General features: G+C 75.2%; 22 protein-coding genes and 2 pseudogenes. 7 read left to right on the forward strand and 17 right to left on the reverse strand.

The window, feature by feature from the left end; translation table 11 throughout:
* Positions 1–69: 69 nt before the first annotated feature.
* The 4 genes from ABZ493_RS10615 to ABZ493_RS10630 all read right to left on the reverse strand — a co-directional run bounded on the left by ABZ493_RS10615 (position 70) and on the right by ABZ493_RS10630 (position 2520).
* Positions 70–399, reverse strand: a complete 330-nt coding sequence (locus ABZ493_RS10615) for a cupin (protein ID WP_430582131.1) — start codon at positions 397–399, stop codon at positions 70–72.
* A 98-nt stretch (positions 400–497) separates the two neighbouring features.
* On the reverse strand, positions 498–1031 hold the full coding sequence (locus tag ABZ493_RS10620; protein WP_430582132.1) for a hypothetical protein: 534 nt from the start codon (positions 1029–1031) through the stop codon (positions 498–500).
* Positions 1032–1092: 61 nt separating this feature from the next.
* Positions 1093–1887 (reverse strand): HAD family hydrolase, encoded by a 795-nt coding sequence (locus tag ABZ493_RS10625; RefSeq protein ID WP_430582133.1) that lies wholly within the window; start codon positions 1885–1887, stop codon positions 1093–1095.
* A 198-nt stretch (positions 1888–2085) separates the two neighbouring features.
* Positions 2086–2520, reverse strand: a complete 435-nt coding sequence (locus ABZ493_RS10630; RefSeq protein WP_430582134.1) for a VOC family protein — start codon at positions 2518–2520, stop codon at positions 2086–2088.
* 71 nt (positions 2521–2591) lie between these two features.
* On the opposite strand from ABZ493_RS10630, the gene ABZ493_RS10635 reads away from it, so the two are divergent.
* Complete coding sequence (locus ABZ493_RS10635; RefSeq protein WP_430582135.1) at positions 2592–3179, forward strand: TetR/AcrR family transcriptional regulator; 588 nt, start codon at positions 2592–2594, stop codon at positions 3177–3179.
* 31 nt (positions 3180–3210) lie between these two features.
* Here ABZ493_RS10635 and ABZ493_RS10640 read toward each other — a convergent pair whose 3' ends face one another.
* The 3 genes from ABZ493_RS10640 to ABZ493_RS10650 all read right to left on the reverse strand — a co-directional run bounded on the left by ABZ493_RS10640 (position 3211) and on the right by ABZ493_RS10650 (position 6623).
* A complete protein-coding gene (locus tag ABZ493_RS10640) occupies positions 3211–4827 on the reverse strand; it encodes an altronate dehydratase family protein (RefSeq protein ID WP_430582136.1) in 1617 nt (538 codons plus the stop codon).
* Positions 4824–5840: a LacI family DNA-binding transcriptional regulator gene (locus tag ABZ493_RS10645; protein WP_430582137.1), complete on the reverse strand. Its 1017-nt coding sequence runs from the start codon at positions 5838–5840 to the stop codon at positions 4824–4826. Before ABZ493_RS10645 ends, ABZ493_RS10640 begins: the two co-directional genes overlap by 4 nt.
* Before the next feature lie 72 nt (positions 5841–5912).
* On the reverse strand, positions 5913–6623 hold the full coding sequence (locus tag ABZ493_RS10650) for a rhamnogalacturonan acetylesterase (protein WP_430582138.1): 711 nt from the start codon (positions 6621–6623) through the stop codon (positions 5913–5915).
* A gap of 179 nt (positions 6624–6802) precedes the next feature.
* On the opposite strand from ABZ493_RS10650, the gene ABZ493_RS10655 reads away from it, so the two are divergent.
* From ABZ493_RS10655 to pntB, 3 genes are read left to right on the forward strand one after another with little or no spacing between them, the layout of a single operon-like run.
* Positions 6803–7249, forward strand: coding sequence for a pyridoxamine 5'-phosphate oxidase family protein (locus ABZ493_RS10655; protein ID WP_430582139.1), 447 nt, complete (start codon positions 6803–6805; stop codon positions 7247–7249).
* 10 nt (positions 7250–7259) lie between these two features.
* Positions 7260–8828: a Re/Si-specific NAD(P)(+) transhydrogenase subunit alpha gene (locus ABZ493_RS10660; protein WP_430582140.1), complete on the forward strand. Its 1569-nt coding sequence runs from the start codon at positions 7260–7262 to the stop codon at positions 8826–8828.
* Positions 8825–10243, forward strand: coding sequence for a Re/Si-specific NAD(P)(+) transhydrogenase subunit beta (gene pntB / locus ABZ493_RS10665; protein ID WP_430582141.1), 1419 nt, complete (start codon positions 8825–8827; stop codon positions 10241–10243). Before ABZ493_RS10660 ends, pntB begins: the two co-directional genes overlap by 4 nt.
* 21 nt (positions 10244–10264) lie before the next feature.
* On the opposite strand, the pseudogene mqo reads toward pntB, so the two are convergent.
* From mqo to ABZ493_RS10695, 6 genes and pseudogenes are all read right to left on the reverse strand, one after another.
* Positions 10265–11824, reverse strand: a pseudogene (gene mqo, locus ABZ493_RS10670) (malate dehydrogenase (quinone)); the annotation flags it as partial.
* A gap of 109 nt (positions 11825–11933) precedes the next feature.
* Positions 11934–12635 carry a maleylpyruvate isomerase family mycothiol-dependent enzyme gene (locus ABZ493_RS10675; RefSeq protein WP_430582142.1) on the reverse strand — a complete coding sequence of 234 codons (702 nt, stop codon included), beginning with the start codon at positions 12633–12635 and terminating at the stop codon, positions 11934–11936.
* Entirely contained in the window at positions 12632–13315 is a 684-nt protein-coding gene (locus ABZ493_RS10680; RefSeq protein WP_430582143.1) for a pyridoxamine 5'-phosphate oxidase family protein, read from the reverse strand. Before ABZ493_RS10680 ends, ABZ493_RS10675 begins: the two co-directional genes overlap by 4 nt.
* A complete protein-coding gene (locus tag ABZ493_RS10685) occupies positions 13312–13884 on the reverse strand; it encodes a TetR/AcrR family transcriptional regulator (protein WP_430582144.1) in 573 nt (190 codons plus the stop codon). The genes ABZ493_RS10680 and ABZ493_RS10685 overlap by 4 nt, the downstream gene beginning before the upstream one ends.
* 19 nt (positions 13885–13903) lie before the next feature.
* Positions 13904–14380 carry a DUF2809 domain-containing protein gene (locus tag ABZ493_RS10690; protein ID WP_430582145.1) on the reverse strand — a complete coding sequence of 159 codons (477 nt, stop codon included), beginning with the start codon at positions 14378–14380 and terminating at the stop codon, positions 13904–13906.
* A gap of 11 nt (positions 14381–14391) precedes the next feature.
* Complete coding sequence (locus ABZ493_RS10695) at positions 14392–15633, reverse strand: GNAT family N-acetyltransferase (protein ID WP_430582146.1); 1242 nt, start codon at positions 15631–15633, stop codon at positions 14392–14394.
* A 61-nt stretch (positions 15634–15694) separates the two neighbouring features.
* Between ABZ493_RS10695 and ABZ493_RS10700 the strand changes: the two genes are divergently transcribed.
* A complete protein-coding gene (locus ABZ493_RS10700) occupies positions 15695–17092 on the forward strand; it encodes an MFS transporter (RefSeq protein WP_430582147.1) in 1398 nt (465 codons plus the stop codon).
* On the opposite strand, the gene ABZ493_RS10705 is transcribed toward ABZ493_RS10700, so the two are convergent.
* Complete coding sequence (locus ABZ493_RS10705; protein WP_430582148.1) at positions 17076–17540, reverse strand: GNAT family N-acetyltransferase; 465 nt, start codon at positions 17538–17540, stop codon at positions 17076–17078. The two genes, ABZ493_RS10700 and ABZ493_RS10705, sit on opposite strands and share 17 nt — an antisense overlap.
* Before the next feature lie 35 nt (positions 17541–17575).
* Between ABZ493_RS10705 and ABZ493_RS10710 the strand changes: the two genes are divergently transcribed.
* A complete protein-coding gene (locus ABZ493_RS10710; RefSeq protein WP_430582149.1) occupies positions 17576–18628 on the forward strand; it encodes a DUF2804 domain-containing protein in 1053 nt (350 codons plus the stop codon).
* Positions 18629–18643: 15 nt separating this feature from the next.
* On the opposite strand, the gene ABZ493_RS10715 is transcribed toward ABZ493_RS10710, so the two are convergent.
* Both ABZ493_RS10715 and ABZ493_RS10720 read right to left on the reverse strand, forming a co-directional pair.
* Positions 18644–20419 (reverse strand): DUF222 domain-containing protein, encoded by a 1776-nt coding sequence (locus ABZ493_RS10715; RefSeq protein ID WP_430582150.1) that lies wholly within the window; start codon positions 20417–20419, stop codon positions 18644–18646.
* Positions 20420–20542: 123 nt separating this feature from the next.
* Complete coding sequence (locus ABZ493_RS10720) at positions 20543–21130, reverse strand: HD domain-containing protein (RefSeq protein WP_430582151.1); 588 nt, start codon at positions 21128–21130, stop codon at positions 20543–20545.
* Between the two features lie 92 nt (positions 21131–21222).
* On the opposite strand from ABZ493_RS10720, the gene ABZ493_RS10725 reads away from it, so the two are divergent.
* Complete coding sequence (locus tag ABZ493_RS10725; RefSeq protein WP_430582152.1) at positions 21223–22239, forward strand: epimerase; 1017 nt, start codon at positions 21223–21225, stop codon at positions 22237–22239.
* Here the strand turns inward: ABZ493_RS10725 and ABZ493_RS10730 are convergent.
* A pseudogene (locus tag ABZ493_RS10730) lies at positions 22236–22353 on the reverse strand (IS481 family transposase); the annotation flags it as partial. The gene ABZ493_RS10725 and the pseudogene ABZ493_RS10730 overlap by 4 nt on opposite strands.

Consider the following 22353-nt stretch of genomic DNA (forward strand, 5'->3'; position numbering starts at 1 on the left):
GCCAGAAACCGGTTGCCCGCGTCACCTCCGGGTCTCAGCACGTGGGACGCGGGTGGGTGGCGGTGATGCTCAGGGCTTGGGGATGCTCGTCACCGTGGTGAGCAGGAAGACCGAGTCCTCGAGCGCGCTGACGGCGTGCCGCTCGTGGGTCAGCACGCGCAGCTGCCCGGCGCGGACCTCGTCGTTCCCGTCGAGCGCGGTGACCCGCACCCGCCCGTGCAGCACCAGGACGGACGCGGCGGGCGGGGAGTTGTGCTCGCCGAGCTCGATCCCCTCGACCAGCGCCAGGATCGTCTGCCGCAGCGGTCCGTCGTGCACGACGATCTCGGCGCTGCGGCCGTTCTCGGCGGCGCGCGCCTTGTCGAGGTGGGTCGTGGTGAGGGCGTCCAGGTCGGCCATCAGGGCTCCGTCCGTCGATCGGCACGCGGGGCCGCGTCGTCGGGGCCCGCCGTCCTCACCGTACCCGGGCGCACGTCCCGCGGCGCTCGCGTCCGGCATCACCCCGGGGCGCTCCAGAGGACCTCCGCGACCATGTCGCCGCCCCCCGAGGCGCTCGACGCCATGATGCTCACCCGGTGCTCGCCCTCCGCGCCGTCGGCGTCCGTCAGGTCGACCCGCCACCAGCCGTCCCCGAGGTGCTCGACGTCGCCCCGCGGGCCGGGCGGTGCGGCCGCGACGTCGAGCGCGGTGAGCTCGGGGACGGGCACGCGCACGAAGAGCTCCGCGGCCGAGCCCACGGACGGCGGGTCCTCGTCCACGCCGTCGGCGCACCCTCCGGCGTGGCAGAACGTGAAGGCGTACAGCAGGAGAGCCCGGTCGCCGTAGCGCACCTCGAACGGCGGCGGCTGCTCGATGTGGTCGTCCGGTGGCCACCGCCCGTGCGTCGCCGTCGCCGTGGGCGACGGCACCCCGGCAGGGGGTGGCGCAGGCGCTGCCCCCGGCGTGCAGGCCGCCAGCGCGGCCAGGGCCGCGACGACCGTCACGACGACCGGCGCGACCGTCCTCCGGTACGGGCGGGAGAGGCGCTCCATGCCCTGCTCGTGTCGTGGTGGGGCCGGTGCTTGCAGCGCGGGGCTCGCGGCGTCCGCGGCGTCAGACCGCGCCGTCGATCATCCCCAGCCGGGCGAACGCCTCCGCCACGCCGCCGCGGGCGGGCCCCGGCACGACCAGGTCGGCCTCGGCGAGGACCGCGGGCGGGGCGCCCTCGACGGCGACGGCCGCGCCCGCGTACTGGAGCATCTCGACGTCGTTGTACCCGTCGCCGATGCCGACCGCCTGCGCGGCGGGGAGGCCCAGGTGCTCCATCACGGCGGCCATCCCGACGGCCTTGTGCACCCCGGCCAGGTGGATCTCCCCGGCGTTGTCGCCCGTGTCCGCGTAGGACGAGGGGAGGATGCCGACCTCGGGGCCGAGCTCGGTGCGCAGCGCCGCGATCGGCACGCGCGAGTCGAAGTAGCTGATCTTGGCGTACCGGACGCCCGCGAGGTCGCCGGGCATCCGCAGCACGTCGAGGATCTCGTGGGGTGCCGCGTCCCCGCGGACGGCGAGCCGGGCGTCGAGCCCGACTGGGCCGTACACGGCCTCCGGGGCCTCCAGCAGGTAGGCGACGTCGTGGGCGTCGAGCACGTGCCGCACGCGGGTCGCGAGGTCGTCGGGGAAGCGGAGGTCGGCCACGACCTCGCCGTCGAGCCGGACGAACGCGCCCGCCGTCGCCACGATGCCGTCGAACCCCGCCGCCAGGAGCGACGGCGGCAGCATCGACTCCGGTCGCCCCGTGCACAGCAGCACCCGGTGGCCCGCGCGCCGGGCGGCGCGGACGGCCTCCTCGTGCGCGGGCGGCACGGTGCCGTGGTCCGCGTAGGTGCCGTCCACGTCCAGGAACGCCACACGCGCCCCGTCATTCTTCGAACCCGACACGGGCGCAGTCCTCCAGGTCTTCGGCGTCGTCGTGGGCACCGTCGAGCCTAACCGGGGCGTGAGTGCCCGGGGTCGGCCGGCGGCGTGAGGACGAGCACCCCCGTGCGCCCGAGACGTGGTCCACGGGCCGTACCGCACGCGACGCTCTCGCGGACGAGCTCGAAGGGGCTAGCTGTAGCTCTCGGTGGCCGTCGCGCCTGGCCCGGCGTAGAGGGCGGCGAACTCCGCGGACGGCCGGATCGGGGTGACGACGTCCACGAGCGCGCCGTCGGGCGCGGCGACGACGAAGTGTCGCTGGCCGAACGCCTCGTCGCGCAGCGGCAGCAGCACGTGGTGACCGCCCGCCGCGAGGACGCGGGCGTGCACGGCATCGACGTCGTCCACCTCGACGGTGACGAGGACGCCGGCCGCGCGGGCGCCGCGGGCGGGCTCGGGGATCGTCTCGTGGTCCGCGTCGACGACGGCGAGCTCCGCCGTGCCGGAGCGGAGGCTGACGTACCAGTCCGAGGAGAACGTCGGCGTCATGCCGAGCAGGTCGGCGTAGAAGCGGGCGGCGCTCGGCACGTCCGAGACGGCGAGGACGGGGTACAGGCTGGTGATCATGACGACTCCCGGAGGGGTTACGTACGGCGTGTACGTATCTATACATTCACGGTGTCGGTAACCTGTCAACCATGCCGAGGAGATCGAGGGCCCAGAGCGAGGCGACGGCGGCCGCGATCCTCGCCGCCGCGCGTGGGCTGTACGCGGAGCGGGGGTACGCGGCCGTGGCGGTCGAGGAGGTCGCCGCCGCGTGCGGGGTGACGCGCGGCGCCGTGTACCACCACTACGGCAGCCGCAACGGGCTGTTCGCCGCCGTGCACGCGGACGTGACCGCGGCCGTCGGCGCGGAGATCGAGCGCGCGACCGACGGCCTCGGCGACCCGTGGGAGAGTCTCGAGGCGGGCTGCCGGGCGTTCCTGGCGGCCGTCGTCGCCGACGATGCCCGGCAGGTCGTCCTCGTCGACGGGCCCGCCGTGCTCGGCTGGGTGCGCTGGCGCGAGGACGACGCCGCCAGCTCCGGGCGGCTGCTGGACGAGGTGCTCGGCGACCTCGCGGACGCCGGTCGGGTGCGCGCGGATGACGTCGCCGCGACATCGGCGCTGCTGTCCGGGGCCATGAACGAGGCGGCCCTGTGGGTGGCTGCCGCGCCCGACCGCGACCGGGCGCTCGACCAGGCATGGGCGGCGCTGCGCCGCCTGCTGCGGGGGATCGAGGCCTGAGCCCGGCGGGTCCGCCGGGCTCAGGGGCGCGTCAGGTGACGGCGCCGAGCTGCCAGGGCACGAACTCGTCGGCCCCCAGGTCGAGCTCCTCCGAGACGGTCTGCTCGCCGGACGCGACGGCGAGGATCTTCTCGAACAGCTCCTCGCCCACCTCCTCGACGCTCAGCCCGGTCTCGACGATCCGGCCGGCGTCGAGGTCCATGTCCTCGCTCATGCGGCGGTAGGTGTCGGAGTTCGTCGCGACCTTGATGGAGGGCGACGGCTTGCAGCCCAGCACGGAGCCCCGGCCGGTGGTGAAGACGACGACGTTCGCGCCGCCCGCGACGATGCCGGTCACGGACACCGGGTCGTATCCGGGGGTGTCCATGAAGGTCATGCCGCGCTCGGTGACGGGCTCGGCGTACTCGTGCACCGCGACGAGGTCGGCGGTGCCCGCCTTGGCGACGGCGCCGAGCGACTTCTCGAGGATGGTCGTGAGGCCGCCGGCCTTGTTGCCCGGCGACGGGTTGTTGTCGAGCGTGCCGCCGCCCGCCGCGGCGTACCCCTGCCACCAGTCGAGCCGGTCGAGCAGCCGCTGGCCCACCTCGCGCGAGACGGCGCGGCGCAGCAGCAGGTGCTCCGCGCCGAACACCTCGGGCGTCTCGGCGAGGATCGACGTGCCGCCCTGCGCGACGAGCAGGTCGGACGCGTGGCCGAGCGCGGGGTTGGCGGTGATCCCCGAGAACCCGTCCGACCCGCCGCAGTTGAGTCCCAGCACCAGCTCGGACGCCGGAGCCTCCTCGCGGCGCAGCGCGTCGATCGCGGGCAGCATCTCGGTGATCGCGGCGACGCCGGCGCGCACGGTGGCACGGATGCCGCCGGTGTCCTGGATGGTGAGCGTGCGTACCGGCAGGTCGTCGCGCAGCGCCAGGCCGTCGAGCACGGAGGCGGCGGGGAGCATCTCGCAGCCCAGCCCGACGACGAGCAGCCCGGCCATGTTCGCGTGCGAGGCGTACCCGCGCAGCGTGCGGAGCGTGACCTGCGCGCCCTCCGACGTCGGCACGAGGCCGCAGCCGGTGTCGTGGGTCAGCGCGACGACGCCGTCGACGTGGGGGTAGGCGTCGAGCACCGGGCCGCGGAACTGGTCGGCGATCATCCGGGCCGTCGACGCCGAGCAGTTCACCGACGTGAGGATGCCGACGTAGTTGCGCGTGCCCCAGCGACCGTCCGAGCGGCGGTAGCCCTGGAACGTGCGGCGCGTCGTGGGCTCGGGGAGCGTGGTGCGCGCGGTGCCGAACTCGTACTCCCGCGCGCCGTCGTCCATGCCCAGGTTGTGCGTGTGCACGTGGTCGCCGGGCGCGACGTCCTTCTTCGCGCGCCCGATCGACTGCCCGTACTTGCGCACCTCCGTGCCCGCCGCCACCGGGCGGACGGCCAGCTTGTGGCCGCGGGGGAGCGTCGAGCGGGTGGTCGCCTCCGACCCGTCGGGCAGGCGCACGGTCGTGCCGGCGGGCACCTGGCGCGTCGTGACGGCGACGTCGTCGGCGGGCCGCAGCAGCAGGGCGACGTCGGCGAGGTCGACGACGGCCGGCAGCGGCGGCTCGGCCGTCGCTCCGGGGGCGGGGGCCGCAGCGAGGGGCAGCAGGGGGTGGTGCGGGGCGGTGCTCATCGGATCGCGACCTCGGGATCTGTGGGACGGACGGTGGGGGCGGGAACGGGGGCGGTGGACGCGCGCACCACGAGCTCGACGGGCAGCCGGCGGTGCCCGGGTGCAGGGGAGTCGCCGGCCAGCAGGTCGACCGCGACCCGTCCGGCCCGGGCCAACGGCACGGCGACGGTGGTCAGGGCGGGCGTCACCAGCGACGCGGCGGCGACGTCGTCGAACCCGACGACCGACACGTCGGCGGGCGTGGCCACCCCGCGGGCGTGCAGCCGGGCCAGGACGCCGAGCGCGACGAGGTCGTTGAAGCACAGCACCGCCGTGGCACCGGCGGCGAGCGCGAGGTCCGCGGCCTGGACGCCCCCGCCGTGCGTCGGCCGGAAGCTGCCGAGGTCGAGCACCGCGTCGCCGGTCGCGCCCGCCGGCAGCGCGCCGAGCGCCGTCCGCCGCTCGGCGTCCGACCACGAGGTGCGCGGGCCGCCCGCGTAGGCGACGACGTCGTGCCCGAGGGCGCGCAGGTGGTCGAGCGCCTGCCGGACCCCGTCGGCGATGTCGAAGGAGACCGACGGGACGCCGGGCGCCTCGCGGTTGACGAGAGCCACCGGCCCGCCCGTCGACGTCAGGAGCGGCCCGAGGCGGTCGGCGGGCAGGCGGGGGGAGCACAGGACGAGGCCGTCCACCCGGTCGGCGAGCCGCGTGATGACGTCGGGCTCGACGGTGACGTCCTCGTCGGTGTCCGCGACGAGGACCTCGCGCCCGGTCGCCCGCGCCCGCGCCTGCACGCCCTTGGCCACCGCGGCGAAGAAGGGGTTGGCGAGGTCCGGCACGACGAGCCCGACCGTGCCGGTGCTCCCGGTCGTCAGCGCGCGGGCCGCGGGGTGGGGCCGGTAGCCGAGCTGTTCCGCGGCCCGGGCGACCTGGGCGCGGTTGGCCGCCGAGACGTGGGGCGCGTCGCTCAGCGCGCGCGACGCCGTCGCGAGCGAGACGCCCGCCGCGCGCGCGACGTCGCGGAGCGTGGCCACACGGACCTCCCGGGTGTCGACGGCCGACCGGCCCAGCCTGGAACCGGTTCCAACGTGTTTCAGCCTACCCGATCAGGCGGGCTCCTCGTCGAGCCAGCGGAACCACGCGTCGGGCACGTCCTCGTCCAGCCGCCGTACCTCGTGGCTCTCGAGGACGCCCGCGGTGAGGAGCCCCGTGGCGACGAGCCGCGCGACGGCACCCGCGCCGGGCGGGTTGAAGTGCGTGTCGTCGCGGCGCCCGTCCTCGGCGTGGAAGAAGTAGTGCAGGGTGCGCTCCGGCCCGAGGTCGTGCCACAGCGCGAGCGAGTCGCGCTGGACGTCCACGAGCGGCACGTCCTCGCGCGCGGCGAGGGCGCGCATGGCGTCGGGGTACTCGCCGTGGGCGGGCACGGCCCGGCCCTCGTCGTCGAACCGGCGGCGCTCGACCGACGTCGCGAGCACGGGCTGCGCGCCCGCGTCGCGCGCGGCCCCGACGAACCGGGCGAGGTGCTCGGTGTAGGACGTCCACGGCTCGGTGTGCCGCTCGGGGTCCTCGACCTTCGCGTCGTTGTGGCCGAACTGGATCACCAGGACGTCGCCCGGTCGGAGGGTGCGGGCCACGGCGTCGAGCCGCCCCTGGGTGACGAAGCTGCGCGTGCTGCGACCGTTGCGCGCGTGGTTGGCGACGGCGACGGAGTCGTCGAGGTAGTACGGCAGCGCCATGCCCCAGCCGGTCTCGGGCGCGGCGGCGAGGCTCTTCGGGCCAGCGGTCGAGTCGCCGGCGAGGTGGACGGTGCGGGTCATGCGGTCCTCCGAGGGTCGGGCTGGGGGCGGAGCGGGCAAGCGCTTGCCCGTCACCCTAGCGGCGCGCGACACCGGGGATCGCGCGCCGCCGTGCACGTCCAGGGCGTAGCGTCGGCGCCGAGCGACCGAAACGTGCCACGCACCACGATGAGCGTCACGAAGTCTGCGAGGAGTCAGCGATGCCCCGTCCGCCGTTCCCGGCCCCCGTGCTCGACCTGCTGCGCCGTCCTCAGCCCGCCGTGATCGGCGTCGTCCGACCGGACGGCAGCCCGGTGACCGCGGCGACCTGGTACCTGCTCGAGGACGACGGCGTGGGCGGCTGGCACGTGCTGGCGAACCTCGACGCGACGCGCAAGCGGGTGCAGCACCTGCACGCCGACCCGCACGTCAGTCTCACCGTGCTGGACGACAGCTGGTACACGCACGCGACGCTGCTCGGCCGCGTCACGGCGTGGCGCGACGACGTCGACCTCGCCGACACCGACCGCATCGCGCGGCACTACACGGGCGACCCGTACGCGGTGCGGGACAAGGCCAGGGTGACCGCCGTCGTCGAGGTCGACCGGTGGACGGCCTGGGGCGCCCTGCGGAGCTCCCTCGGCACCCTGAACGACACAGCCCGCTGAGGGGGCGGCCATGCGCCTCGGAGCCCCCCGCACGACAGGCGCGGACCCGCGCCTCGTCGCCGTCACCCCGGACGCGGTGCGACGCCTCGTCGACCTCGGCCACGACGTCGTCGTCGAGCCCGGGGTGGGGGACGGCGCGCGCCTGCCCGCACACGAGTACGTCGCCGCCGGCGCCCGCGTCGCCGACCGCGCCGACGTCTGGGCCGCGGACGTCGTGGTCACCCTCCACCCGCCGGGTGACGCCGAGCTCGACCTGATGCGACCGGGGTCGACGCTCGTCGCGCAGCTCGCGCCGGCGACGAGCCCCGACCTGCTCGCCACCCTCGCCGCGCACGGCGTGACCGCGCTCGCCCTGGACGCCGTGCCCCGGATCTCCCGCGCGCAGGCCCTCGACGTGCTGTCCGCGCTGTCGAACGTGGCCGGCTACCGCGCGGTGGTCGAGGCGGCCGAGGAGTTCGGCGGCATGTTCACCGGCCAGGTGACCGCCGCGGGCAGCACCCCGCCCGCGCGGGTGTTCGTCATCGGCGCGGGGGTGGCCGGGCTGGCCGCGATCGGCACGGCCGTGAGCCTCGGCGCCGAGGTGCACGCGTTCGACGTGCGGCCCGAGGCCGCCGAGCAGATCGAGTCGCTCGGCGCCCGCGTCGTGCGGGCGGACGACGCCGTGCAGCAGGTCAGCGCCGACGGCTACGCGAGCGCACAGAGCGCCGACCAGGAGGCGGCCGCCCTGCGCGCCTACGCGGAGCAGTCCGCGCAGGCGGACGTCGTCGTCACGACCGCCCTCGTGCGCGGCACGGCGCCGACGACGATCACCCGCGCGATGCTCGACGCGATGCGGCCCGGCTCCGTGGTCGTGGACCTCGCCGCGCCCGGCGGCGGCAACTGCGAGGCCACGGTGCCCGGGGAGCGGGCGGTGACCGACCGCGGCGTCGTCGTGCTCGGGTACACGGACCTCGCGGCGCGGCTGCCGCAGCACAGCTCGCGGCTGCTCGGCACCGTGGTGGTCAACCTGCTCACCCTGCTCACGCCGGGAAAGGACGGCCGCGTGGTGCTCGACCTCGACGACCCGGTCGTTCGCGGCATGACGGTGACCCACGAGGGCGCCGTGACGTGGCCGCCGCCGCCCGTCGCGGTATCCGCGGCGCCTGCCCCACCGGCCCCCGAACCGGCGCCGCCCGAGCGGGCCGCCGTCGACCAGGAGGCCGAGCGCCGTCGCCGCGGGATGCGCCGCACGGTGCTGGGCGCGCTCGGCGCCGTGGCCGCCGGCCTGCTGATCGCCGTCTCGCCGCCGGACGCCGTCGGGCACTACACCGTGTTCGCGCTCGCGGTGGTGGTCGGCTTCTACGTGATCTCGAACGTCACGCACGCCCTGCACACCCCGCTCATGGCCCAGACCAACGCCATCAGCGGCATCATCATGGTCGGCGCGCTGCTGCAGATCGGCGACTCCTCGCCCCTGGTCACGACGCTCGCCGTCGTCGCGGCGGCGCTCGCGAGCGTCAACGTGTTCGGCGGGTTCCTCGTGACCCGGCGGATGCTCGGCATGTTCCGCCGTGACACGCAGGGCGGGGAGGCGTCATGACGGTGACGTCGGTCGCGCTGGCCGCCTACGTGATCGCGGGGCTGCTGTTCGTGCTGTCCCTGGCGGGGCTGTCGGCGCAGGAGTCCGCGCGGCGCGGCACGGTGCTCGGCATGCTCGGCATGGGGCTGGCGATCGTCGCGACGATCGCGCTGGCCCTCGACCGCTCGGAACGACCGTGGCCCGTGACCGCGGGCCTGATCCTGCTGGTGCTGGTCGTGGGCGCGGCGGTGGGGTCGTGGCGCGCGCGGCGCGTCGAGATGACGCAGATGCCGGAGCTCATCGCGCTGCTGCACTCGTTCGTGGGCCTGTCCGCCGTGCTGGTCGGCTACGGCTCGTTCCTCGCGGAGCCGGTGGGCGCGGCGGGCGGCGACACCGTGCACCGCGTCGAGGTGTTCCTCGGCGTGCTCATCGGCGCGGTGACGTTCACGGGCTCGGTCGTGGCGTTCGGCAAGCTGTCCGGAAGGCTGCCGTCGGCCCCCCTGACGCTGCCGGGCCGGCACGCGCTCAATCTCCTGGCGCTGGTCGCGTCCGCCGTCCTGCTGGCCTGGTTCGTCGTCGCGGACGACGTCGGGACCGCGGTCTGGGCGCTGGTGCTCATGACGGTCGTCGCGCTGGCGCTCGGCTGGCACCTCGTCGCGGCGATCGGCGGGGGCGACATGCCGGTCGTCGTGTCGATGCTCAACTCGTACTCCGGCTGGGCCGCGGCGGCCGCAGGCTTCACGCTCGGCAACGACCTGCTCATCATCACCGGCGCTCTCGTGGGCGCCTCCGGCGCGATCCTCAGCTATCTCATGTGCAAGGCGATGAACCGCTCGTTCTGGTCCGTGGTCCTCGGCGGCTTCGGCGCGGGGGCCGCGGGCGGGCCGCCCGGCGGGGGGACGGCCGAGGCGGGCGAGGTGCGCGAGACGTCGCCGGACGAGGTGGCGGCGCTGCTCACCGCGGCGCGGTCGGTCGTCGTCGTGCCCGGGTACGGCATGGCGGTGGCGAAGGCGCAGCACCCCGTGGCGGACCTCGCCGAACGCCTGCGGGCCCGCGGCGTGACCGTCCGGTTCGGCGTGCACCCTGTCGCGGGGCGGCTGCCAGGCCACATGAACGTGCTGCTCGCGGAGGCGCGGGTGCCCTACGACGTGGTGCTGGAGATGGACGAGGTCAACCCCGACCTGCCGGACACCGACGTCGTGCTCGTCATCGGCGCCAACGACACCGTGAACCCGGCGGCGCAGGACGACCCGTCGTCGCCCATCGCGGGCATGCCCGTCATCGAGGCGTGGAAGGCGCGCGACGTCGTCGTGTTCAAGCGGTCGCTCGCCACCGGCTACGCGGGCGTGCAGAATCCGCTGTTCTTCCGCGAGAACACCCGGATGCTCTTCGGCGACGCCAAGGAGCAGGTGGACAAGATCGTCCAGGCTCTCTGACGCCGCCGAGGAGGGTCGGGCTCAGAAGCGGGAGTCCGCCTGCGACTCGTAGACCGCCGCGTCCAGGACGCCGTCGGCGTGCAGGTACGACGGCGAGTCGGGGACCGGTGTCGCGTCGATGGTGCTGGCGTCGGCGGGCACGCCGTCCAGGCTGGGCATGACCGAGGCGAGCTCGGGGCGCCACTTGGTGAACCGGAACGGGAAGCACTTCTCGAGCAGGTCGACCATCGCGGAGGCCGCGGTCGAGGCGCCCGGCGAGGCGCCCAGCAGGCCGGCGATCGAGCCCTCGGCGCCCGTGACGATCTCGGTGCCGAACTGCAGCACGCCCTTGCCGTCGGCGTCGCGCTTGATGACCTGCACGCGCTGGCCGGCCGTCAGCTTCTCCCAGTCCTTGGGGTGGGCGGTCGGCATGAACTGCTGCAGCGCCTGGAACTTGGTCTCGGGCGCGGCCATCAGCTGGCCGACGAGGTACTGCGTGAGGTCGAGGTTCTTGAGGCCGGCGCCGAGCATCGACGTGACGTTGTTGGCGCGCAGCGACGTGATCAGGCCCAGGTACTTGCCCTTCTTGAGGTACTTGGGGCTGAAGCCGGCGTAGGGGCCGAACATGAGGTACGTCTTGCCGTCGACCACGCGGGTGTCGAGGTGCGGCACGGACATCGGCGGGGCGCCGACGTCGGCCTTGCCGTACACCTTGGCCTGGTGCTGGGCGACGAGCTCCGGGTTGTCGGTGCGCAGGAACTCGCCCGAGATGGGGAAGCCGCCGAAGCCCTTGATCTCCGGGATGCCCGCCGACTGGAGCAGGGGGAGCGCGCCGCCGCCCGCGCCGACGAAGACGAACTTCGCGGTCACGGTGCTGGTGCGGTTCCGCGCGTTCCAGGAGCGGTCCTTGACGCGCAGGCGCCAGCGGCCGTCCTTCGTGCGCTTGAGGCTCTTCACCTCGTGCTGCAGCTTGAGCTCGGCGCCGTTCGCGACGAGCCCGTCCACGAGCTGGCGCGTGAGGTTGCCGAAGTCGACGTCGGTGCCCGACGTCGCGCGGGTGGCGGCGATCGGCTCGCCGGCGTCGCGCTCGGTGGTCAGCAGCGGCGCCCAGCGGCCGACGGTCGCGCGGTCGGTGCTGTACTCGAGGTCGCGGAAGAGGGGGTGCACGCGCAGCGTCTCGTACCGGCGGCGCAGGTAGTCCACGTTCTTCTCGCCACGCACGAACGTCATGTGCGGGGTGTTGCTGAGGAACGAGTCGTCCTTGAGGCGGCCGGTCGCGAGCAGGTGCTGCCAGAGCTCCCGCGAGATCTCGAACTGCTCGTTGATCGCCACCGCCTTGGTGATGTCGATCGAGCCGTCCTTGCGCTCGGGCGTGTAGTTGAGCTCGCAGAGCGCGGCGTGCCCGGTGCCCGCGTTGTTCCACGGGTTCGAGGACTCCTGCGCCACGTCGTCCAGGCGCTCGTAGATCCGGATGGACCACGACGGCTCGAGCTGCTGGAGCAGCGTGCCGAGCGTGGCGCTCATGATTCCGCCGCCGATGAGGACGACGTCGACGTCGGCCCCTGTGGGGGCCCCAGCAGTCGTAGCACTCGAAGTCACCGGCTCACCATACGCCGCGCGTGAAAACTGTCACAAAGAATGAGAGCAACCTCACACGGGCCTCTGACCTGCAGTGACGTGGGTCACACCGACTGCTGGGCGCCGCCGCAGGTCACGGCCTCGGCGCCGCCGACGACGGCCACGGGCCGAGCTCGGGCAACGGCGCGGGCTCGCCGTCCCGGAGCGCCGAGACGGGCCCCGAGGGCGTGCGCCCGGCGAGCCATGCGGCGACGTCGCGCGGGTCGCCGACGAGCTCGATCACGCCGTCGTCCGCCGGGAGCCGCACCGCGAGGAACTCGCGCAGGTGCGCGCAGAACGCGTCGTCCCACGTGCCGTACCCGAGGGCGCGGTCGCCGAGGCCGGCCGTCGCGTCGACGGCGTGGATGCGCGCCTCGCGCCACCAGGCGAGCAGGGTGTCGGTCAGCACGCCGTCGCGGTAGGCCACCGGGGCCGACCAGAGGGCGTCGCCCGGCGCGGGCCAGGCCGCGGCGAGGCGGGAGCGCGAGGCGTCGAGCGCCCTCGCGTGCTCGGCCGGCGTCCGGCCCGCGCCCGCCTGGATGGCGGCGTCGCGGCCCGCCTGCCCGCCGTCGTACGGGGCGACCTTCTCCCCGCGGGCGGCGTACTCCGCCTGGCGGGCGAGCGCGGCGCCCACGTTGGCGACGTGCGACAGCACGTGCCCGCGGCTCCACCCGTCCAGGGGGGACGGGTCGGAGACGGCGTCGTCGGGCAGGGCTCGTACGACGTCGATCAGGGCGGCGAGCGCGGCGTCCGCGTCGGCCAGCGCGTGGGGGAGGGTGGTGTCAGGCGTCGTCACGGCCACAAGAGCTCCTTGGTCCAGGTGGGGTCGTTCTCGGTCGTGCTCGGGTCGGTGCGGTAGCGCAAGCGGGACTGGCCCTTGTCGTCGCTCGCCGCCCAGAACTCGACGGTGGCGGGGGCCAGCACCCAGGCGGTCCAGGCGGGGGCGACGGCGTCGGGGTGCTCGCGGGCCTCGTCGAGACGGCCGGCGAAGGCGTCCCGGTACTGCTGCGGCGAGCCCAGCGGCTCGCTCTGGTGGCCGACGAGCCCGGCGGCGCGCGAGCCGTCCGGGCGGGCACGGAAGTCCGCCGCACCCGCCTCGGGGCCCGCCGAGGAGGCGCGACCGGTGACGCGGACCTGCCGGCCGAGGTCGCGCCAGAACACCGTGAGCGCCGCGTGCGCGTTCTCGGCCAGGTCGCGGCCCTTGGGGCTGGTCGCGTGCCCGGCGAACCACCAGCCGCCAGCGGTGACGTCCTTGATCACGAGGGTGCGCGCGTGGACGTGGCCCGCGGCGTCCGCCGTCGACAGGGTCGCCGCGTGCGGGGCGCCGACGCCCGCGGCGAGCGCGTCGTCGAACCACTGCGCGAAGAGCTCCTGCGGCGTGGCCGGGGCGGTGGCGAGGTCGTCCAGGTCGACGCCGAACGGCGGCAGCCCGGGCGGGAAGGTCGGCAGGGCGCGCAGGCGCTCGCGGAAGGTCACGCGGTCTCCTTCGGGTTCTCGGGGGTGAGGATCGAGACGAAGCCGCGCACGGCGGCCCGCATCGCGTCGGGGTCGCCGGTGGCGCGGGCGAGCACGTAGCCGCCCTGCACGATCGCGACGGCGGCGTGCGCGCGGTCGCGGGCGGCGTCGTCGGGCAGGCCGGCCTCGCGCAGGGTCGTGGCGACGACGTCGAGCAGGCGGACGAAGTAGGCGGTGACGACGTCGCGCAGGCCGTCGTCGTCCATCACGGCCTGGTCGCTGGTGAGGCGGCCGACCTTGCAGCCGGCGAGGGCGTCGCGGGGGCGCTCGACATAGGCGACGACGCGGTCGAGGGCCGGCGTCGCGCCCTCCAGGTCGCGGCGTGCGGCGGCGAGCGCGCTCTCGACGGTGGCGCCGACGGCGGCCGCGGCGAGGTCGTGCTTGGTGGGGAAGTGGTGGTACAGGCTGCCCTGCCCCACCCCGCTGGCCGCCAAGACCTGGCGGGGGCTGGTGGCGCCCACGCCCTGGGCGGCGAACATCTCCTGCGCGGCGGCGACGAGGCGGTCGCGCGCATCGGTCGACGTGCTCATGCCGCCACCATACCTACCTCTAGGTATGGTGGCTACCCCCGGCGCGCCGACCCCGCGAGGTGGAGCGCGAGACGGCGCGCACGACGGCGACGCCCGCTGCCACGCCGACGGCGGCGCCCACCGCGGACCAGAGCAGGCCTGCCGCGGAGAAGGCGGGGTCGAGCACCGGGGCGAGGGCGGGCCACCGCTCGGCGAGCGACCCGGGCAGCGGGGTCAGCCGCAGCAGCTCGACCGTCGCGCAGAGCCCGAACGCGACCAGCCCGGCCGTGAGAGCCCGCGTCCGTGGGGCGACGACCAGGACGAGGACCGCGACGAGAGCCGCCGCCAGCACGTCCCCGAGGGCGTCGTCGACCGACTCGCCGATCGATGCGGGCAGCCGGTGCTCGGCCAGCCGTCCCACGCGCGCCGCCACGACCGCGAGCAGGAGCAGCGCGAACCGGGGCGCGAGCGCGCGGGCCAGCGTGCGGGACAGGGAGGCGGGAGCGCGGCCGGGCACGGCAGAGCGCCTCAGAAGTAGTCGCGCACGTGCACCTGGCGGCCGCCCCACAGGGAGTCCCAGACGGCGTCGTGCTCGGCGGGACCGCTGACGGCGCCCGCGAGGCGGGCGTTCGCCGTCGACTGCGCGCCGGCCCACGTGAGCGCCAGCCCGGCGGACGTGAACGTCAGGCGGTCACCCGGGGTCGCAGCGTCGTCGGGCGAGACGCGCACAGCGCCGACGGAGGCCTCGAGCGTCCACGCGCCCTCGAGGTCCGGGGTGCGCGGGTCGACGACGGCGAACCGGACGCGGGCCGTCACCGGGGCGACCCGGGACGAGCCGAGCGCGCCGGGCACGTCGAGCAGGCGCAGCATGTACGGGCGCGGCACCGAGGTGGCGGCGTGGTCGGGCAGCACCAGGCGGGAGACGTCGACCCCCGACCAGCCGCCCGACGTGCAGACCTGCACCCACCCCGCGACCGACGCGAACGAGGCGAGCACCCGCCACAGCGCTCGGGCGGCGTCGGGGGTCAGCGCGACGAGGTCGTCGACCTCGATCGTGTTGGTGCGGTCGTAGCCGGGGCCGCGCGACCAGCTCGCGAAGCCGAGCACCTCCTCGTCCGCCCCCGCGCCGCTCACGGCGAGGCTGACGCCGGTGTAGTCGGCGTCGGGGCCGACCATCTCGTCCGCCTCCATGATGAACGGCGCCTCGCCGCGCGAGAGCGGCCCGTTCTGCGCGGACGCCCACTGCTCGTACACCCGCCGGACGGCGGGGACGTCGGCGGCGGTGGCACGCCGGGCGCGCACACCCCCGGCGGGTCGCGGTACGGCCGCGAGCGCCGCCACCGGGATCCGCACGTCCTCGAACGCGCCCACCACCTCGTAGCCGACGCCGCGGTAGATGCCCGCCGACGACGGGTACAGCGTGGAGACGACGTCGCCCAGGTCGCGGGCCTCGGCGAGCGCGGCCGCCATCAGCGGGCGGAGGAGCCCGGAGCCCCGGTGCTCGGCGGCGACGGTGACGCCCGCGAAGCCCGCGGTGGGGAGCCGGGCGCCGTGGAACCACGACGTGAACGACCGCACGCCCAGCCCGGCGACGACCTCGTCGTGGTCGGTCGCGACCCACGGCCGGACGTTGGGCGACGGCCACGACCCCGGGTCGGGGTCCGGGGACGGCCGGGTGGAGACGCCGAACGCCTCGGCGCCGAGGCGACGGGCGGCGGGGACGTCGGCGAAGGTGCTGCGGCGGATCTCGATGCTGGCGGCGAGGCTCACGTCGGCGACGCTAGCGCCCCACGACCGGCGCGTCACCGACATTGCGCCGTACCGTGATCCGGTGAGCACCCCGCCCGCGCCCGACGAGGCCGCGGCCCGCCTGCGCAGCCGCGTCCTGGTGGTCGCGATCCTGGCGTCGTTCGTGTCGTTCCTCGACGGGACGGTCGTCAACGTGGCGCTGCCCGCGATCGGCGACGAGCTCGGCGGCACCGGGGAGGCGCGGCTCAGCCTGCAGCAGTGGGTGGTGGACGGCTACCTCGTCACGCTCGGCGCGCTCATCCTGCTCGCGGGCTCGTTGTCGGACCTGTACGGGCGGCGCCGGGTGCTCGTCGCCGGGCTCCTGGGCTTCGCCGTCGCGTCGGTGCTGTGCGCGCTCGCTCCGACCGGACCGGTGCTCGTGGGCGCCCGCCTGCTGCAGGGCGTGGCCGGGGCGCTGCTCGTGCCGAGCTCCCTGGCACTGATCATCTCGACGTTCGACGGCGAGGCGCAGGGTCGCGCCATCGGTCGCTGGACGGCCTGGACCGGGACGGCGATGATCGTGGGCCCGTTCGTCGGCGGCGGCTTGGTCGACCTGCTGTCCTGGCGCTGGGTGTTCTGGATCAACCTGCCGGTCGTCGTCGTCACGCTGGTCCTGCTGCGGCCCGTGCCCGAGGTGCACCAGACCACCGGGCGCCGGCTCGACGTGCCGGGTGCGGTGCTGGCCGCGACCGGCCTCGCGGCGGGCGTGTACGGGCTCATCGAACGGACCTGGGCCGCCGTCGCCGTCGGGGCGGTGCTGCTGGTCGCGTTCGTCTGGTACGAGCGGCGGGCGCGCGACCCGATGATGCCGCCCCGGCTGTTCGCCGCGCGCAACTTCGCGTGGGGCAACGTCGCGACGTTCGCCGTCTACGGGGCGCTCTCGCTCGGCGGGTTCGTGCTCGGCCTGTTCCTGCAGCAGGTGGCGGGCTACTCGGCCACCGCCGCCGGGGTGGCGCAGCTGCCCTCGACCCTCGCGATGCTCGCGCTGTCGACCCGGTTCGGCGCCCTCGCCGCCCGCTACGGGGCGCGCTGGTTCATGACGGTCGGGCCCGTCGTCGCCGGCGGCGGGTACCTGCTGCTGCTCACGATGGACGCGAGCGCGCACTACGTGACGCAGGTGCTGCCCGGGCTGCTGGTGTTCGGCCTGGGCCTGTCGATCACGGTGGCGCCGCTGACGGCCGCGATCCTCGGGGCGGCGCCCGCAGCGGACGCCGGCATCGCGTCGGCGGTGAACAACGCCGTCTCGCGCGTGGCCGGGCTGCTGACGGTCGCGTTCGCGGGCGTGATCCTCGGCGGGGTGCTCGACGTCGCGTCGTTCCACCGGGCGCTGCTCGTCACCGCGGGCCTGCTCGTGCTGGGCGGGTTGGTGAGCATGGTCGGCATCCGCGACGCGCGTCGTCCTGCCGCCCCGGAGGACGCCGGGGTCACAGGGGCAGCTTGAACCCCTCGTGCGACTGCGCGTAGCCGAGCGACCGGTAGAAGCGGTGCGCGTCCGGGCGCTGCTTGTCCGACGTGAGCTGGGCGAGGATGCAACCGCGCTCGCGGCCGCGGGCGTGCGCGTGCTCCATCATGGCCCGTCCGAGGCCCTGCCCGCGGAGCGCGGCGTCGATGCGCACCGCCTCGACGAGGAGGCGCGTGGCCCCGTACCGGGAGATGCCGGGCACGAACGTCAGCTGCATGCAGCCGACCACCGCGCCGTCCAGCTCGGCGACGACGAGCTCGTTGTCCGGGCTGGCCTCGATCGCCTCGAAGCCCGCGACGTGCGCCGGGCCGAACTCCCCGGTGCGCGCGGCCGCGATGGCGTCGTCGACGATGAGCTCGAAGATCCTCGGCAGGTCGTCGCGGGTCGCGAGGCGGAAGGTGACGGCGGAGGCGGGGGAGTCGGGCACGGCGGGACGCTAGCAGCCGCCGCTAGCCTCGCGCTGTGACAGAGCACGAGACCGAGGACGACACCGAGCACGACATCGAGCGCGAGATCACCGCCGACGTGGCCCTGTGCCTCCCCGACGGGCGCCTGAACCCCGACGCGGTCGGCTGGTCGAGGGCGCCGCTGCACGACACGTCCGGCATCGGCCGGGGCGTGCGCGGGCTCGGCCGGAACAAGCGGTGGGAGTACTGGGCGGTCGTGACGCCGGACCACGTGGTCGCGCTCACCACGTCCGCGCTGGACTACGCCGCGCTGCACCAGGTGTGGGTGTGGGACCGGGCGTCCGGCGAGGAGGTCGACGCCGTCGCGATCGCGCCGCTGACCGGGTCGGCGACGCTGCCCGGGCGCCTCGGTGGCGGCCCGGTCCGGTCGCGCACGCGCTCGGTGGCGGTCGCGGTCGACGAGCGCCCCGGGGGCACGCGCCTGCGGGCGCGGACGGCGCGGGTGGAGCTGGACGTGACGGTCGCGCGGCCCGCCGGACGCGACCTGCTCGCGGTGGTGGTGCCGTGGTCGCGGCGGCGGTTCCAGTACACGGTGAAGGACGTCGGGCTGCCGGTGGCCGGCACCCTTCGGGTCGACGGCGTCGACGTGCCGGTGCCCGTGGGCTCGTGGGCCGTGCTCGACCACGGTCGGGGGCGGTGGCCCTACCGTGCCGCCTGGCAGTGGGGCGTGGGCGTCGGCAGCGGCGTCACGGGTAGCGGCACGCGGCACGAGGTGGCGGTGCAGCTCGGCGGGACGTGGACGCGCCAGGGTCCGACGACGGAGAACGGCGTCTTCGTGGACGGCCGGCTGCACAAGGTCCACGACGAGCTCGACTGGACGTTCGACCGCGGCGCGTACACCCGGTGGTGGCGGGTGCGTGGCGAGCGGCTGGACCTCACGTTCGTGCCCGCGCACGACCGGGTGAGCCGGACGCAGCTCGGCGTCCTCGCCTCGTCCACCCACCAGTGCTTCGGCGCGTGGTCGGGTTGGGTCATGACCGACGACGGCGCACGCCTCGACGTCGAATGTCTCGACGGCTGGGCCGAGGACGTCGCGCAGCGCTGGTGAGCACGTCCCGCCCGGTCAGAACGGCGGGCCGGGGTCGGGGATCTCGGGGGTGTGGGGGATCGTCCGGTGTCGGGTGGTGTCGACGGGTTCCGGATGCGTGAGGTGGCGGCGGCCGGTGGGGGAGGTCCATTCGAGGGTGCCGCCCCAGTCGTGCGGTTGATGGTGCGGACGGGTGCCGCCGGCCGCATTCACCTGCCTGAGCTGCCAGCTGGTCTGGTGTTTCGTCACGTGGTGTCGGCGGCAGAGTGTGGCGAGGTTGGTGGCGCTGGTGGTGCCTCCGCTCGCCCAGGCGGTGGTGTGGTCGAGGTCGGTGTGGGTGGCGGGGTGGGTGCAGCCCGGGAAGCGGCAGGTGGTGTCGCGTGCGCGGACGAGGGCTTTGAGGTCGGCGGGAACGGTGTACGAGTCGCGGCCGACGGACAGGACGGTGCCGTTCTCGGGGTGGGTGAGGATCCGCCGCAGCGACGGCGCGAGGGCGGTGAGGTGTCGGGCGGTGTCGGGGTCGATGGGGACGTGGCCGTTCATCGTCGCCGGTGCGTCGGTGATGCCGAGGAGTGTCAGGACGGGGACGGTGACCGTGACCTGGGGGCGGATGGAGCGGGCGAGGATCGCGAGCGTCGCCTGATCCGCTGCCTGATCCGGTGCAGGCGCCGGTCGGTGGTCGTCCGCGGTGTCTCGTGGGACGTGTCCGGTGTCGCCGTCCTGGGTGGTTCCGTGGGGCGTGGGTCCGGTGCTCGTGTCGGCTCCGGGGCTGGGTGGCGCTGCCGCGCTGTCGAGGGTGCCGTCGTCCAGGAGGAGGGCGGTGAGGGTGTCGGCGCGGGCTTGGGCGAGGGTGCGTCCGTGTCCTGCGTTTCCCTTGCCGTCGTCCGCGACGAGGTGTCGGGCGGTGCGGGTGAGGCGGTCGTAGGCGGCGTGGGCGAGGGGTGCGGGCAGGTGGGCGACCAGCCAGGTCATGCCGTCGCGGCCGTCGTCGAGCCAGACCGCGCGCTGGGCCGTGGCCTCGGTGTGCCGGACGTCGGCGGGGACGGGGTGGGCGGTGTCGCGGGCTCGGCGTGCGCGGCGGGCGACCTGCGCGGGCGTGCAGGTGACCGTGCTGGTGGTGGCATCAGGACCGTCGTCGGGGCTGATCACGGCGGCGAGGACGGACCGTTCGACGGTGGCGGCTTCCTGGGGGTTGAGGTCGGCCAGGTGGGTGGTGATCGCGGTGGCGTGGGCCCAGGACAGTCGGCCCTGGTGCAGGGCGGTCAGGGTGGCGGGGGCTTTGCTGGTCAACGTCACGGCGTGGTCGGTGAGGGTGCCGGTGGCGTGCTCGCCGATCCGGAGGGTGGTGGCGATCTCGGCGGTCACTGCGCGCCGGGCGAGCTCGAGGCGGCGGGACGAAGGGGAACGCCGAGCGGTGGGGTCCTCGGGGTCGAGCAGGTCGGATTCCAGCGCTTCGGCCAGCCCGGTTGCCTGGGCGAGGAGGACTGCCCGTCGGGCGTGCAGTGTCGCGATCTGGGTGTCGTTGTCGGCGAGCTGGTCCAGCACCTGGTCCAGGTCCGCCAGCGTCGGGCGATGCGCCACGGCATGGGTTTGCCGGCTGTCTTCGCGCTCGTCGGCGTCGCTCTTGTCGGTCGCGTGCTCCCCGGTCCGAACCTGGTGTCGTGCTTCTTCCTCGAGCAGCTCGTCGATCGACGGGGTCCACGACCGTGGCAGCGCCGCGAGCCGGTCCGCCTCCGCGCGCAGACCCGTGCTCACACCACCGGGCGTGCCGGCGTCGGTGCCCGTCGCGGGGTCAGGGAGCGTCGTCGTCATGCCCCCAACCTACCGACGTTCGAACACCTGTACTACCCCTTGGTCGAGATCTGTGGACAACCCCGAGGTCACCGGGGAGGGCAGCGGGCGGGCGCCGGCAGCGGCGGCGCTCAGCGCACCCGCTCAGCGCACCCGGTCGGCGCCGCCCGCGGCGACGTAGGCGGCCGCGACGGACGCGGGCTTGCGAGCGGCCTGGTCCCGGAGGCAGGCGCTGAAGGTCTCGCGGAAGTCGAGCCGCGGCCATCGGGACTCGAGGTCGGCGCGGAGCGTCGTGGGCCAGTGCTCGAGCCCGCGGCCGCTGACGTCGGCGCCGGTGGACCGGGCGAGCAGGTAGCCCTCCGGGCGCTCGACCGCCGGGACGTCGTCGTCGTCGAGCATGTGGTCGACGACCGTCCGCGCGGTGCGGTCCCGGCGCTCCGTGGGCCAGCCGGCGCCCGCGGCGACCGCCCACGCCACGTTCCCGCCCGCGACCTCGAAAGGCTCGGTGTGCGCGTCGAAGCCCGCGGTGAGGCCGGTGTCGTGCAGGAGGCCGGCGACGGCGAGCACCTCGTCGTCGACAGGGAGGGCCAGCCGGCGCCCGAGGTCGGCCGCCAGCAGGGTGGAGCGCACGGCGTGGTGCACGAGAGTCGCGGGGGAGAAGCGCACGAGCACGTCGAACGCCGCGCGGACGGGCACGGTTCGGGGCAGCCCCTCGGGCAGCTCGTCGGTCATGGCACCGGACGTTAGCGCGTCGGCGTGCCGGGGCGTTCTGCCGCGGGCAGAAGGCGGGGGCGGGCGGCGTCGAGGTGCGCCAGGGTGGGGCCATGAGGCTGCTGGTGCTGGGTGGGTCGGTGTTCCTGTCGAGGGCGGTCGCGGCGGACGCCGCGGTGCGCGGGCACGAGGTGGTGGCCGCGAACCGCGGCCGGTCGGGGCCGGTGCCGGGCGGTGTGCGGCACGTGCCGCTCGACCGCGCCGAGCCGTTTCCCGAGGCCCTGGTGGCCGAAGGCTTCGACGCCGTCGTGGACGTGTCGCGCACGCCGTCGCACGTGCGGCGCGCGGTGGCGGCGCTGCCCGACGCGCACTGGGTGTTCGTGTCGACGATCAACGTCTACGCGGACGATGCCGACCCGGGCGGACCCGGCGTCGGACGGCTGCGCGCGCCGCAGCCCGACGACGTCGACGGGGCGGAGGACCCGGAGGCCTACGGCGCGATGAAGCTGGCGTGCGAGGAGCTCGTGGGCGCCGGGGCGGCGACGTCGGCGGTCGTGCGCCCGGGGCTGATCGTGGGTCCGGGCGATCCGAGCGGGAGGTTCGCGTACTGGCCGGCTCGGTTGGGCCGAGCGCTCGACGACGGCGGCGGCGACGTCCTGGCCCCCGGCGACCCGGCGGACCCGATGCAGGTGATCGACGTGCGCGACCTCGCGGCCTGGCTCGTGGACCTGGCCGAGCGGCGGACGGAAGGGATCTTCGACGGCGTCGGCCCGGTCGTCCCGGTCGGCGAGCTCCTCGCCGCGGTGGCGCGCGGTGTCGGCGCCGAGCCGCGCTGGGTGTGGGCGGACGACGCCGCCCTCGAGGCGGCCGACGTCCGGCCGTGGTCGGGGGAGCGGTCGCTGCCGCTGTGGCTGCCGCGCCCCGAGTACGCGGGGATGCCGGCGCACGACTCCGGTCCCGCCGCGCGGGCCGGCCTGGCGTCGCGGCCCGTCGAGGACGTCGCGCGGGACACGCTGGCCTGGCTGCGCGCGACGCCCGACGCCCACGTCACCGGGCTGACCGCGGCCGAGGAGGCCGCCGTCCTGGCCGACCTGCGGGGCGCGGCGGAGGGTGCTGACGCGAGGGTCTAGTTGTGATGTCCAGGGAGGGTGGTCAGCCGACTGACCGGCGGCTGGTTGCCGATCGCGCTGTGGAGCCTGTGGTGATTGTAGAAGTGCAGCCATCCGGGCAGCGCGGCGCGCCGC

Origin of the sequence: Isoptericola sp. NPDC019482 (assembly GCF_040632295.1) — a bacterium.
Classification (GTDB): domain Bacteria; phylum Actinomycetota; class Actinomycetes; order Actinomycetales; family Cellulomonadaceae; genus Isoptericola.